Annotated in this window: 16 protein-coding genes; 6 read left to right on the top strand and 10 right to left on the bottom strand. The window is 60.4% G+C overall.

Translation table 11 applies throughout. From position 1 onward, the window contains the following. The first annotated feature begins 19 nt into the window (after window positions 1-19). Entirely contained in the window at window positions 20-631 is a 612-nt protein-coding gene (locus FXB41_RS30230; RefSeq protein ID WP_219684388.1) for an invasion associated locus B family protein, read from the top strand. Window positions 632-643: 12 nt separating this feature from the next. Here the strand turns inward: FXB41_RS30230 and FXB41_RS30235 are convergent, their stop codons facing one another. Together FXB41_RS30235 and FXB41_RS30240 are read right to left on the bottom strand one after the other, a co-directional pair. Beyond that, window positions 644-1,018, bottom strand: coding sequence for a response regulator (locus tag FXB41_RS30235; protein WP_219684389.1), 375 nt, complete (start codon window positions 1,016-1,018; stop codon window positions 644-646). 197 nt (window positions 1,019-1,215) lie between these two features. After that, window positions 1,216-1,839 carry a response regulator transcription factor gene (locus FXB41_RS30240; RefSeq protein ID WP_219684390.1) on the bottom strand — a complete coding sequence of 208 codons (624 nt, stop codon included), beginning with the start codon at window positions 1,837-1,839 and terminating at the stop codon, window positions 1,216-1,218. Window positions 1,840-2,157: 318 nt separating this feature from the next. Between FXB41_RS30240 and FXB41_RS30245 the strand changes: the two genes are divergently transcribed. After that, window positions 2,158-2,841 carry a helix-turn-helix domain-containing protein gene (locus tag FXB41_RS30245; protein ID WP_219684391.1) on the top strand — a complete coding sequence of 228 codons (684 nt, stop codon included), beginning with the start codon at window positions 2,158-2,160 and terminating at the stop codon, window positions 2,839-2,841. Here the strand turns inward: FXB41_RS30245 and FXB41_RS30250 are convergent. The 7 genes from FXB41_RS30250 to FXB41_RS30280 all read right to left on the bottom strand — a co-directional run bounded on the left by FXB41_RS30250 (window position 2,819) and on the right by FXB41_RS30280 (window position 10,074). Further along, window positions 2,819-3,277 carry a potassium channel family protein gene (locus FXB41_RS30250; RefSeq protein ID WP_219684392.1) on the bottom strand — a complete coding sequence of 153 codons (459 nt, stop codon included), beginning with the start codon at window positions 3,275-3,277 and terminating at the stop codon, window positions 2,819-2,821. The two genes, FXB41_RS30245 and FXB41_RS30250, sit on opposite strands and share 23 nt — an antisense overlap. Window positions 3,278-3,383: 106 nt before the next feature. Beyond that, a complete protein-coding gene (locus FXB41_RS30255; RefSeq protein ID WP_219684393.1) occupies window positions 3,384-4,592 on the bottom strand; it encodes an acetate/propionate family kinase in 1,209 nt (402 codons plus the stop codon). Window positions 4,593-4,747: 155 nt separating this feature from the next. Next, window positions 4,748-5,863: an AI-2E family transporter gene (locus FXB41_RS30260; protein WP_007592983.1), complete on the bottom strand. Its 1,116-nt coding sequence runs from the start codon at window positions 5,861-5,863 to the stop codon at window positions 4,748-4,750. Window positions 5,864-5,946: 83 nt separating this feature from the next. Further along, window positions 5,947-6,792: an HD domain-containing protein gene (locus FXB41_RS30265; RefSeq protein ID WP_219684394.1), complete on the bottom strand. Its 846-nt coding sequence runs from the start codon at window positions 6,790-6,792 to the stop codon at window positions 5,947-5,949. Window positions 6,793-7,903: 1,111 nt separating this feature from the next. After that, the gene (locus tag FXB41_RS30270) at window positions 7,904-8,659 is read right to left on the bottom strand and encodes an outer membrane protein (protein WP_007592988.1); all 756 of its coding nucleotides are present in this window, start codon (window positions 8,657-8,659) and stop codon (window positions 7,904-7,906) included. Between the two features lie 172 nt (window positions 8,660-8,831). After that, on the bottom strand, window positions 8,832-9,107 hold the full coding sequence (locus FXB41_RS30275) for a hypothetical protein (protein WP_219684395.1): 276 nt from the start codon (window positions 9,105-9,107) through the stop codon (window positions 8,832-8,834). Between the two features lie 448 nt (window positions 9,108-9,555). Further along, window positions 9,556-10,074, bottom strand: coding sequence for a hypothetical protein (locus tag FXB41_RS30280; RefSeq protein ID WP_007592992.1), 519 nt, complete (start codon window positions 10,072-10,074; stop codon window positions 9,556-9,558). Between the two features lie 316 nt (window positions 10,075-10,390). Between FXB41_RS30280 and FXB41_RS30285 the strand changes: the two genes are divergently transcribed. From FXB41_RS30285 to FXB41_RS30300, 4 genes are all read left to right on the top strand, one after another. After that, window positions 10,391-10,681 (top strand): hypothetical protein, encoded by a 291-nt coding sequence (locus tag FXB41_RS30285; protein WP_157158565.1) that lies wholly within the window; start codon window positions 10,391-10,393, stop codon window positions 10,679-10,681. Between the two features lie 281 nt (window positions 10,682-10,962). Next, a complete protein-coding gene (locus FXB41_RS30290) occupies window positions 10,963-11,295 on the top strand; it encodes a hypothetical protein (protein WP_007592996.1) in 333 nt (110 codons plus the stop codon). A 91-nt stretch (window positions 11,296-11,386) separates the two neighbouring features. Continuing rightward, window positions 11,387-11,560 (top strand): hypothetical protein, encoded by a 174-nt coding sequence (locus tag FXB41_RS30295; RefSeq protein WP_007592998.1) that lies wholly within the window; start codon window positions 11,387-11,389, stop codon window positions 11,558-11,560. Window positions 11,561-11,725: 165 nt separating this feature from the next. Then, window positions 11,726-12,001, top strand: coding sequence for a hypothetical protein (locus FXB41_RS30300; RefSeq protein ID WP_007593000.1), 276 nt, complete (start codon window positions 11,726-11,728; stop codon window positions 11,999-12,001). Between the two features lie 147 nt (window positions 12,002-12,148). Here the strand turns inward: FXB41_RS30300 and FXB41_RS30305 are convergent, their stop codons facing one another. Then, window positions 12,149-13,027, bottom strand: coding sequence for a MurR/RpiR family transcriptional regulator (locus FXB41_RS30305; protein WP_311985924.1), 879 nt, complete (start codon window positions 13,025-13,027; stop codon window positions 12,149-12,151). Window positions 13,028-13,167 lie beyond the last annotated feature (140 nt).

Raw genomic sequence — 13,167 nt, forward strand, 5'->3', positions numbered from 1 at the left:
GCTGGCGTGGAGGCAGAACATGATTGACCCAACATCAATACCTTCGCCGGGCGGTACGCTCGTCTGGCTGTCGATGTTGTTCGCGGCGGCTCTTGCCGGACCAGCTTCGGCGCAGAATGCAGTCGCGCCCAAGCCGGCTCCAGAGGCAAAGTCCGCCGAAATCGCGCCTCGCGGACAGCGCGAAGCCAAGGACATCACCTATAGCGACTGGCGGAAGCTTTGCGTCAAGCCCGGCGGTGCGCCGATGCTGTGTCGGACCTCGATCACCGGCAAGTTTGCAACGGGCCAGATGGCGGTGCGCGTGGACCTGATCGAGCGCGACGGCGACCGCACTGCCCGGCTGCAAGTGTTTGTCCCCGTCGGGATGTATCTGCAACGGCCTGCCAAGCTGACCGTCGATCAGGGAACTTCCAGATCGTTGCCCTACACCTGGTGCCTGACCAATACCTGTATCGCCGCAGACGCCGCCGATCCCAGGTTCATCGAGGACATGGAAGCCGGCAAGACTCTGGTGCTCGAGGTCACCGATTCCAACCTTCTGTCTCTGACGACATCGTTGCCGCTGGCACAGTTCGGCTCGGCTCACAACGGCGCGCCCGCACAGACTCTGGAGCAGGACATCGACGAGTGAGCAGCGGCGGCTTCAGCCATGCTCGGCGCAGGCGCGTTCAATGGAGTCGATGAGTGCGCTTGCTGCAAAGGGCTTGGCCAGATAGGCGGCGCACCCGGACTGAATCGCGGCAGCCTGATTTGCCTGGCAGTCGTTGCCGGTAATATAGATGATCGGGACACTGGCACACTCGCTCGCGAGCCTGCCGCGGAGTGAGATACCCGACTCTCCGTTCAGATTGATATCCAGAACGATGCAGCACGCCTCTTCGATGCAGCCATAACGAAACAGCGCAGCGGCGGAATCAAAAGCAACCGCTTCAAACCCATGCTTTCGAAGCAGCCGCTCCAAGCTTCGGCGCATTGATAAATCATCATCCACGACGTAAATCGGCTTACGTGCAAACAATGGGCCCGTCTTTCTGATTGGAAACCTGGCACTCGCGTCGCAACGACGCTACGCGGCAAAGGTTCCTGCGCTAATCCGACGGCTAACGACGCCGGTATGTAGGCGGCCCAGAGCGAATTATGTCAATAACATTTCATATTGTCCCATCGTACAGGTCTGATCGCAGACCTGACGAAGCGCACGAAAACCGGCCTGCGTCACACCTTTGCCGAATCCAGCAGGCCGAGCCGCTCGGCAGCGGACACCAATTCGGCAAACGATAGTACCTGCATCTTTGTCATCACTTGGTGGCGGTGCGCCTTCACCGTGCGCTCGGTCGTTCCAAGCTCGTAGGCGATCTGCTTGTTGATCTTCCCGCGCACGATCAGGTCGAAGACCTGTCGCTCGCGTCGCGATAGAGACCTCAAGCGAGAACGTACCGAATCGAGCTTGCTTTGTTGGCTCCGCGCCACCTCCTGTTGAGCCATTGCCCGCTCAATCGCATCGATCAACTGTTCCGACGACACCGGCTTGGTCAGAAAATCCTCTGCGCCGGCCTTGATTGCACGGACCGTCGTCGCGGTATCCGCATGTCCGGTCAGAAAGACGATGGGCAGCGGCGAATGGCATTGGACGAGCGAGGCTTGCAACTCCGGCCCGCTCAGGCCCGGAAGCTGCACATCGAGCAAGATACATCCCGGATGGTCGGACCCTGGCGGATCATCCAGCAGCTGCTGCGCGGACGCGTAGGTCACAACTTCGTACCCAGCCAGTTTGAGCCGACGCTGAATCGCCATCCGAAAGGATGCGTCGTCGTCCACGACATATACGAAGCCGGACAAGTTTTTTCCCCTCGATGGGTACTTCAAATGCAGAAAGACCAGACGTGCCGTTGATGCCTAAGCAAAGCAGCCCAATTGGGATGCTGCAATCGGGAACGAAGCGTCCGTTTTCGGCATATTGCCGCACCATCTGACAGACACTCTGACGGGTTCTCAGTCAGCGCATCGAACCCCTCCTGTACCTTGGTACAATGCACCTACAGACAATGGTTGAAAACCCCAATTATCGCCTAAACAACCTTCGCGGGAAGCGGATTTTCGGCGGCTCCTTATTCCCGCGATGGAAATACCGCGTCACCATCAGTTCGGGAGTTGGCCATGTTCGTTCGCACCGCTGCCGACGCCTCCTCGCGGCTTCATTCGCTCCGCGAGCTAGGGTTAAACACCGATTCAAACCCGATCATCAGTTTAAACGAGTTTACCTATAAGAAGGGCTCCGAAGTCTACGGCGAAAAGGAGCCCGCAGAGTACGTCTATCAGGTGAAGAACGGCGCTGTGCGGAGCTACAAGCTGCTGTCGGACGGCCGCCGCCAGATCGGCGCATTTCATCTTGCGGGCGACATCTTCGGGCTGGAAAACGGCAGTGCGCACAGGTTCACGACGGAAGCGATCGTCGATACCACGGTTCGCCTGGTGAGGCGCCAAAGTCTCGAGCTGGTCGCGCAGGACGACGCCGTGGTGGCTCGCAACCTGCTGAGCATGACCACGACCAACCTTCAGCATGCGGAAGACCACATGCTGCTGCTCGGCCGCAAGACGTCGCTGGAGCGGGTCGCAGCCTTCCTGATCGAGATGGACAAGCGGCTGACAGCCGCCGGGATCATGGCGCTGCCGATGTCGCGGCGCGATATCGCCGACTATCTCGGATTAACGCTGGAAACCGTCTCCCGCGCATTATCGCGGTTGCATGAACTCGGTATCCTCGGCTTCGTCGGAAATACCCAGCGCCAGATCGTGCTGCTGGACCGGCGGAAGCTCGCTAGCCTCGATCTCCAGAACTAGACTTAGGCGCCGCAATCGCCGCGAGATGTTCAACCGTCTTGCGCAGGACCTCGAAAAGAACCGCGGTCGACCAACCAAACATCAGGATGCCGTTCATGGCGGTCATAGGTCCGGTCAGCCGCCAGCCCGCCACGGGCGTGATGTCCCCATAGCCGAGCGTGGTGTAGTTCACGAAGGTGAAATATAGCAGATCGCTTCCCGGAGGCGCCGCGCCGACCGCCGCATAGGCGAGCGCCCAAATGAGAACCTCGACGACGTGCGCGACTATCAAAATGACAGCAGTGATGACCATCACGGCCATCAGGTGCGACCGGGGCCGCGCCGTATGCTTCAATCCGGCGGTACGGGCGATGTCGATGGCCGCAACGGTCACCAGCGCGTGAATCATGATGTTGATCACGCTGATCAAGGTACCGAGCAGGAATTGAACCGCCAATACGCACTCCTGGTGCCGACATCGAAGAAGCCGTCCGATGATCCCGCAAGCGCCGACCACGGGACCCCGTTGACGCTTGACCGCAACCCCGATCAAGGGGAACCGATCACGACGCCCCCTTTGATGCTGTCGAGCTGCTGTTCATTAGCAGCGCCAACGTGTGTCTCGCGATCATAAGATCCACGTCGGACGGCAAGACGTAAACCGGAATGCGGCTCGCGGCAGACGATATCAACTGCGATTGCCGCGCGTTCTGCGCCACATCAAGCTTGACACCGAGCCATGCGAGCCGCTCCGCCACGCGCAAACGGATCGACGCGGAGCTTTCGCCGATCCCGGCGGTGAAGACGAACGCATCGAGCCCCTGCAACGCAGCTGCGAGCATACCAGCGTTAAGGCTGACCCAGTGAACGAAATAGTCGATCGCAAATTTCGCGTTGACGTCTTTACTTGCCTCGAGCTGACGCATATCGCAGCTGAGGCCCGAGAGGCCGTTCAGCCCGCAATCTCCGTGGAGAAGCTCCTGCACTCTGGATGCTGCCATTCCCTTCTCCGAAATGAGATAAAGCACAACTCCCGCGTCGATCTGCCCTGGTCGCGCTTCCATCGGCAGTTCGTCAATCGCGGTGAAGCCCATGGTGCTTTCGACGCTCCGCCCTCCATCGAGCGCGCACATTGATGCCCCGCTCTCGAGATGCGCGACGATCACGCGTCCCATCGCGATTTCCGGCGCAACCCTCAGCAAGGTCTTCGCGATGTATTCGTAGGAAAGGCCATGAAATCCATAGCGCGGTACGCCCTCTGCATGAAGCCCACGAGGGATCGCGTCGTGGTCGGCCACCGCAGCATGTGTTCGATGAAATGCGGTCTCGAAGCAGGCGACCTGCGGAAGCGTCGGGAAGTCAGCCAGGATCGCTCGTATGGGCGCCAGATTGTGCGGTAGATGAAGCGGCGCCAACGCCGTCAGTCCTTCCAGGCGAGCCAGCATCCCCTGATCAATCAGGACCGGCCGGTCATGCTCCGCACCGCCGTGAACGACGCGGTGCCCGACAGCGATGGGGCTGATATGAAGCTCATCCCGCAACCAGGCGCCTGCAATATTCAGTGCGGCCGGAATATCCCGCACTGCTTCGATCGGATAGGCGCGATTGGCAAGCGGATCGCCACCGGCGCTGCTCGCCTGCAGTCGCGGGCAACGTCCGATCCCGTCGATCCGCCCCTTGATCTGCTGCCGTAGGCTTCCTTCTCCTTCGACCGAATAAATACGGAATCTGAGGTGGGAAGAGCCGGCATTGATGACAAGAATGGTATCCATGGCGCTCACGTCGCACTCGTTGGAGCATGCCGAAGTCCTGCATCAATACCGGCGGCCACAGCAAGGGGACCAGGCGGGCCAGATATTTCCACCACCACGTTCCGACCTCGTTGTCGTATCGTTTTGCCTGAAAGGCTCAGTCGAATTGATATGCGTCAACGCTCGATCGCCAGTTTCGCCGGCACAGCACGTTCGGTACGAATCCAGGCCACCGTCAGTTCCCAGACCACAGATAGAATGATAGGTCCGATGAAGAGGCCGATGATCCCATGGAAGAGGGTTCCTCCGATCACCCCGATCAGGATCACGAGCGCCGGCGTGGTCAGGCCGCGGCCCATGACAAGCGGTTTCAGGATATTGTCGAGCACCGACACGATCACGAGAAACACCGTCAGCAGGAGCGCGATCGGAAATTCCTTGTCGGTCCAGATCCAGATGATAACCGGCAGGATGACGATGGTCCCGCCGATCTGCACGATCGACAGCAACAGCACCACGAAGGCAAGAAGGCCCGCGCTGGCGATGCCGGCGAGCTTGAAACCTATTCCCGCCAGCAAGGCTTGGATGATAGCAACGCCGATCACGCCTTGAGCCACCGCACGGATCGTGGCTCCCGCCAAGTCCAAAAAATGCTCGCTTTGGTCCGGCACGATGCGCGACAGAAAGCTGCGCCCTGCGGCCACGAGCTGAGGTCCATACGGAAACAGCACGCCGGCCACCGCCACCGACAGCAGAAACTTGACCGTTCCCACACCGGCATTGCCGGCAAACCCAAGCAAGGTGGTCGCGAATGGCTTCAAATAGGGCACGACCGCGCGCAAGAGCGACCGGAGGTTGGTCGTCGCCTGATCCCAGAGATCGAAGAGCTGAGGCCCGATGACTGGCCACTCCTTGAGCGACTGCGGCGGCGAAGGCACATGCAATTCACCGGCCGTCACCTGGGCGGCAAGATCGGTGATCCCGTCGACCGCGCCCATGCCCAGCCAGGTCGCCGGTCCGATCACCACAGCCAGGTTGACGAGCGTGAGGATCGTCGCCGCAAGCTTCGGCCGCCCACCGAGAATGTCGCTGAGGCGCCGAAAAACCGGGTTCAGCGCAGCAGCAAGCACGACACTCCAGGCCAATATGGGGATGAATGGACGGACCAGGAGGAGCGCCCAGACGAGCAGCAGCCCGAGCAATCCAAGCCGGATCAAAAGCTGGATGATCTCGTCTCCAGAGAATATCTGACGGAGTGTTTTCACGGACGCGCCTTCAGTCATGCCGCGCATGCTGAGGCGAACTAGCCCCTGCTCTCACGCCGCGCGCTTGATCCAGATCAAGCGTCGAGCCTCTTCTAGGGCTGTGGTCCGGTCTAGGGCTGCGGTCCGGAGAGAGTCAGCTCACGCTCGGCCCGAAATACGTTGCCGTAGAGACTCGCTATCCATTGCCGGCCTCGAGACGTCACGTTGAGATAACGTATCGCCGGTTGGATCTGGGGAGCTACGTTACTCCAATAGAATTGTGGATATTTGTAAACGATGTCCGCTGGCGTCGCGTAGCCCAAGGTCTTGTTGAGTCCGATCTCCTCGAACTCGTAGAACAGCGCGTTGGACTTCTTCAGATAGTTGGGATCGCCGAGCTGACCGATGAGATCGGCGGCCCGCAACAGCAATCCCTCCTCTTCAATGAGGCTGTCATTCGAAGACATCGTGTAAGGAAACCGGGTATATTCGATCGCCCGAGCGACCCGATCGGCATCCACCTGCTCGACGGAATCCAACCGTTCCAGCACGAACAGTTTCGACCGATCGACATGGTATGGCGCGAGAGCCGCATCGGACGATCCTCGCGGCAGACGAACCGTGTTGCCGGTGACGTCCGCGATGAACAGATCGTCCTCATCGCCCTGAACGACGCCGCGGACGTATCCGATGTCGTGGGCAAGGCACGCCAGAATGAAATTCGCATAGTCGTTTGCCGTGGTGGGCCGGAGCAGCGCGCGGCCTGTCAGGATATCGTGCCCGGCAAGGGTCACGAGCAACGTATGCTCGATGTTGTGATAGAGAGCATCGCTGTTGCCGATGCACTCCATCGTGAGCTTGGCTGCAAATGGAAGCAATTCGGTCAGGCCGGCATGCGAGGCGCCGAACCGGTCCTTGGTTTCCGTCGTCAGAAACGCGCCCAGAGCTTGCGACACCAGTTCTGGAACTGTGATCATCAGGCCGCTCCACTATGCAAGTGTCGACGATATGCAGATCGAGCCGTTGCGATTAATGTTCGCTATATTCGCAGGTTCTTCAAGCCCGCCGCGCTCTGCGACCTAAGGACGATCCATCTGGTGCCGCGCCTCGGGCAAGCGGGCCCGTGACCGGCCGGAGCCGCTCACGGCCTCCAAGCTCGCTCGTTGATTCAAATCAAGGCCAAGCCGGTAACGACCGCAAACATTTCATGTGCGCGGTCGTGCCGCCGGCGTGACGGAATTCTTCTCTCGCCGGTCAGTCGAGATTTAAACCAGTGGAGGATATGATGAGGTTCATCAAAGGAGCATTTCCAGCAATTCTTACTGTCGCGACCACCATGATTTCTGTAGCCGGAAGCGAAGCAGCGCCCTTGCCGACCAACGTCGGCGCCATGAGAGCCACGCTCGATAATGACGTGGTGAAAGTGCGCTACGGAGGCTGGGGTTATCGCGGCGGATGGGGCGGAGGCTACCGCGGAGCGGGATTGGGCTATCGTGGTTTGGGCTATCGCGGCGCCGGATATGGCTACAGAGGTTACGGATATCGAGGCTACCGTGGCTGGGGCGCCGGCGCGGTGGTTGCGGGCGCTGTCGTGGGTGGCGCGATCGCAAGCTCCGGCTACTATGGTGCATATCCTTCCTACGCGGCGGATACTCCTCTTACGGCGGAGGATACGGCTATGAATATTGTCCGCCCAGTGCCTACAGCGCCTACGGTAGCTATGGCGGTTATAGCGGCTACTATGCGAGGCGGAGCTACTATTCCGGCTGGTAGATCTGCCCCGGATTTTCCTGAGCACGCGCTCTTGGTGCCCGGGCTCGTCTTCGCGAGTCCTGAAAGCGCCAACGCGGCCGTATATTGCCAATATGTGGACTAGCCCGCGCATTGCGTCGCAAGACCGGGCGTCGTCTTGGGAGTGCGTCCCGTCGCGCGCGCTGCCGCACGAGAAGCAGTGCGGTCCGGCACTCCGACCAACCGCGGCGGTCCGGTCGATCGCGCCGGCAGACGCTGACTGGCTTGCACGATGAGACCACAAAAATGAGGGCCGACATGACTGCCGGCCCCCTGAAGACATCAGACCGGGAGAGTTCAGTACCTCGCGACGACCGGGTTGGCCCCTCCGAAGCGGTAGTTGAAGCGCACGGTGAGCATATCCACGTCCTGGGTGATCCGGTCGTTTACAAAAGCGGCAAGGCGCGGATCGGCGGCCGTGAACGAATTATTCCGATGCCCCATGAACAGATGGTCGTATTCGAGCCCCACCGACCAGTTCGGGGTGAAGCCATACTCGTATCCGACACCAATGACACCACCCCAGCGGGTTGCGCTTTGCGCCGCGAGCTCGGCGCCGGACGCAGTATCAAGCACGCTGAGACGATTGTCTGTTACCGCAGCGCCACCCTTCACGTAGAACAGTGACGCATTCCAGGCGTAGCCGATCTGGCCGGTGAAGAGGCCGATGGCGCTCGTTTTGGCGCGCGTGGAGAGCGCCGGATTGAACAGGCTGACGCGCTGGTTGCTGAGATCCGCCCAATCGCCCTGAGCCTCCAGACCAAACACCCACTGGCTGGCCTGCCAGCGATAACCGAGCTGGCCACCGATGACACCACCGGAACGATCGCGGCAGCCAGAGGCGACGGCGACTCCAGCCGCGTCAAGGAAATCGACGCAGTTGTGGTTCTGCGCCCAGCCACCATTGCCGCCGATGTAGAACCCCGTCCAATTGTAGATCGGAATGATCGGTGCCGGTGGAGGCGCCTTTACGGCCATATCGGCAGCCATGGCGGTCCCCGCCGTGCACAGCGCCACCAGACCAACGGTTGCTAGTAGAAGTCTTTTCATCATGCTCTCTCCTTGCCGGCCGCTTTTGATTGCCCGATCGGCGGCTTGTTGCACTGCAATCATCCCCCAACTTCCAGCTGAAACTCTACGGGCGACGCCACAAACTCCACGTGCCATAATGGCAACACTCAAGACATTTCGACGCGACATCGGCATGAGCACCAAGACATGCTGCCTATTTCTCCGGGTCGCGCTTGGCATCGTGGCCGGCAACCTCGTCGCCTCGGTCTTGCTCTATCCAGGACGGGATATCGCTCGAGAGAATCAGCCGTCGCGGCAAAAAGGGATTGAGCGTGCCTGCAAACACGATCAATCCCTCATTGAACTTCGCTCGCGCGAAAGCCCGCGCCTCGGCTTCGCTCTCGAATGTGCGTGTCTCCCGTGGACTTCGCCGCTTCGGCAAGGTCCCACGCTTGTGCACCTCGAATGTTACGTACCAGGTCTGCGGCATCCGCCAGCTTCCGGATCGCGATCAAGCAGACATCTGCCGGCGAACGATAATCGGTGAGGTCATGTCGGCGTCCTAATTGCGCCGCTCTTCACGGCGCTCCGTGCGCCCTGTACGCCTTTCCTGACGGCGCTCAGTCCGGCCCGCGCGCCGTTCCTGACGCCGCTCGTGGCGGGCTCCGCGCCTCTCCTGGCGTCGCTCCATGCCGATCGTCTGCGCCGGCGCTTCTGCTCCGAACAGGAACGTTCCGGAGGTCGCCAATCCGAGTACCGCGGCCCATCCGAGCAACGAAAGAGCCCGGCGACGATCGATTCGCTCAGACCTCGACGTTTCACTCATGTCAGTTACTCCCGATCTTCAAGGACGTTTGATTGGGCAATGCCTCGACGTGCACTCGTTGATAGTATCAATGGCGGGCGCCCCACTCCGAAGATGCGACGATAGGAGACGCTCACCAAACCTGGTTGCCGAACCAGCCGTATTGCGGCGGCCGCGCGACGAGCCGGATATTTTTTTCGATGTGCCTCCTCGCACTTTTGTTTTGGCGCTGCGGCTTCACATCAGCCTTTGTCGACGGACGCGCTGGTGGTCGTTCGGCATCGGGGGCTCCTAGCTGAGCAAAGGCCTCGCGAGCGCGCCTCTGTGAGACGTCGGCGCCGGGCAGGATACCAAGCTCGACCCTGGCGATGTCGGTTGCGACAATCGTCGGCAGGCTAGTGTCGAGAACGACCCGCTCGGGTAATTTCCAATCGGAATGGATGCGGATGGTCGCGGAGCGCGCAGCTCCACCGTGGATGGCGGGCCGATCCGGCACCAGTGCGTCCACAACAAAGAGCATCGCGAGCAACGTACTGCCGACATAGAGCAGATATCGTGAGATGGGCATTGTCGGCGCCATTGCCGCCGCAGATCTTCGCCGGGCAAGCAACGGGCCACGGCGGCAGAATTGGCGAAGCAATGCAACCTGCATGGCATGGCTGCCTAAATCGAGCCGCCGCTTCTGCCGCGGCGCGCCCCTGGTGAAGCACTTGCTGAGGCATGGCGGCGCTTCGTCGGTAAGCGCACGCACGCTGCAGCAGGCGAATATTCACCGCGTCCGAACGCGGCTTCGCTTGAGCCAGATCAACGAATTGAACTATCGCAACACGGCCTCGCATAGTATCGCACGGCTTGGTCAGTGGCCGTGACCTGCCCCTTGGTACAATGACCGGAAGGGCAATTGCAGAGGTGTGGCACGCAACGCAGAATTCTCACCGTGTACATCGAGCTTCTGGCAGGGAGGGCCGATGATGAGTCAATTCGAGCTGAGTTCGCGCGCAGCACTTTGCCGGCAGCTTGCAAGCCAGGATCCGGCAAACCAAACGGTCTGGATGGCCGAGGCAAGAAGCTGGTCACGGCTGGCCGCCGAGATGCTTCCTGATGAGCACCAATTGAAAGGCGGCATCACCGCCCGGTTATTCTTCGCCTTCAACAAATTGGTCGCGGCGCAACACGAGCCTGCGAACCAAACGGCAGAAATGATGAAAAGTAGATCCAAACGCGTCATACCGCCTCGGAGCTTGTCACCGACTGCCTGACGCATTCCAGCGAGAAGCGTTCGCACGATTGCATACATGGCTCAAGTATGGAGAGAGCCGGTGCACCACGTGACAGCATGCTTTCCGATGCGACCCGGCGGGCTGCACTCGTCGGACGTCAAAGCGTCGTCATCCAGATTCCCTTAACTCGATCTGAACTTGACCCGGTAAAATCGAAGACGAAGCAGATGCGATTTGTTGAATCCCTTGATCTAAAGCAAGCCGCCGCCCTGGTGCTGCGTTGGTGTGGTGGCGTTGAAGTTCATTTTTGGAGAACGTCCATGAAGTCGATAAGCGCAAGGAAGATTGCCGTTGCCGTCGCCGCGCTCGTATGCGGCACGACGCTGTCCATCGGCTGGACCGATCAAGGCGGAGTTTCGCTGGGGCTCGACAAGGCGCAAGCGGCGACGAGGTTGTACGTCACTCCCTATTATCGCGGACACTACTACACTAACGAGGGTCTGCCCTGGTACGCCGTGCGAGCCTATTACTTCGGCGGACCGTGGAGCTATGGCTATAGCGGCTGGACCGACTATGCGGCGCGCAACGGCATCGGTTGCGTCCCAGGCTCGTTGGTGAAGGGCGGCGATGGCATCATGTACGTGTGCCAATAGAGCTTGATGATGGCGCGATGGGCGGCGCTCATTAAGCCGCCTGTCGCGCTAATCTGAGCTCAGGAGATCGACGGCTGAGGGGGAGGATACCGTGACCTATGTTCTGGTCGTCATCAGCTGGCTCGGCGTCGCGAATGGCGCCGTCATATCGACACAAGAATTTTCAAGCGCAGAGCGTTGCGAAGCAGCCCGGACGGCGCTGATGGAATACGCGAAAGCGCGCAGCAGCGACGAGACACTGAGGCCGCTCTGCATACAGAAGTAAAAACGAGGCGAAAAGGGTGACGCATGTACCCGAACCCGACTGAATCGTTCTGGTGGTTCGCCTTCGGTTACCAGCTTACGATTTCGACGGTTCCTTGATCTTGATCAATGGTCCGAGCCCCAGTCCATGGAGCGTCCAAATTCACTCTCACAGGCGGAGACTATTATGAAGCTTGGTTTGGTCACAAAATTATCACTCGCAGTTGCCGTGGTCGCCCTCGGAGTGTCCGGCTCGATGGACTGGTCGGTGGACGAAGGCCTTTCGCTCTCGCTCGGCCGGGCTGAAGCACGGGTCGGGCGGCCCTTGACGCCCGTATCAGTCGCCGGCGTAGCACGGCGCACCACCAGGCGCGCGGTCGTCGGCGGCGCAGCAGTTGGTGCAGCCGCTGTCGGTACGGGATGTGTCCGCGTTCTGGTCAATGGCAGCTACGTCTGTCGCTGATAGCCGTCGTAGCCGGCTCTGAACATCGTATCCTGCCGGACGATTTTTCTGCAGCATGTACTGTTCAGGTTTCGGAGCGCGATGGACGTTGCCACATGCGAGCGGCGATGCACCGAACAAATCCTCGTCGGGCCACTGGGAGATTTTTCAGTCTCCCAGCGGCCCTTTGGCGTCCCCGTCGCTTCCCTTCAGCAACTCGTATTTGATCCGCCGCATGCGTGCCTGGGCTTCGAGCGGCTTGCAATAGGCGGTTGACGCTGCGAGCAGATCGATGGTGGCGAGAAATGCATAGCGCGACGCCGTCGGCTTGAGCGCGTCGGGCGCTTCCGGCACGTGCACGCCGAGCGCAATATCGGCGATCGAGGCCAGCCTGCTTTGCGGCTTGGTAATTGCGACGACCAAGGCGCCGTATTGCTTGGCGATACTGGCTGCCTCGATCACCGCGTTCGCTGCACCGGTGGTCGAGATGGCAACGACGACATCATCCCGTCCGAGGGTCGCGGCGATCATCCGCATCAAGCTCGGATCGGAGGCATGCGAGACGGCAACCCCAAGACGAAAGAACCGGTTCTGAACCTCCGCCGCCGCAAGAGTGGAACCGCCCCCAACCCCGAACGCGGCAAGCTTCGAACAGCGCGAGATAGCTTCGGCAGCCCTCTCGATGTCTTCCTTGCGAAGTCCTTCCTCGGCGGCGGCAATTGCACGGCGAATTTCCTGAAACACCGACCGCCAGAGCGCGGGGCGCGCCAGATCGGTCCCGACATGCGGGGGAAGCTCAACGTAAATCCGCCCGACCGCCATTGCTTGAGCCAGCCTCACCTTGAGGTCGCGGACGCCCCGACAACCGACGGAGCGGCTGAACCGGGTTACCGTCGGCTCGCTGACGCGCGCCCGACGGGCCAACTCGGAATTGCTGGCGTGAACGGCAAACTCCATATCGGCCAGCAGCACCGTGGCAACGCGTTGCTCCGAGGGGCTGAGGCTTGGAGCGCTTTGCCTGATGAGGGAGATGATGTCGCCGGCCACGACATTGTCGTCGCCCGACGGCTTCGAGATCGCTGTACCAACGGCTCTCGCCGGATGATTTCGCTTTGCACGCGCCATTGCCCGCCCTTCCCAGGTCAGATCAACCTGCGCCCTTGGCAAGAAGCTGCCGTAAGAAACCT

It is taken from the genome of Bradyrhizobium canariense, assembly GCF_019402665.1.
In the GTDB taxonomy this organism is placed as follows: domain Bacteria; phylum Pseudomonadota; class Alphaproteobacteria; order Rhizobiales; family Xanthobacteraceae; genus Bradyrhizobium; species Bradyrhizobium canariense.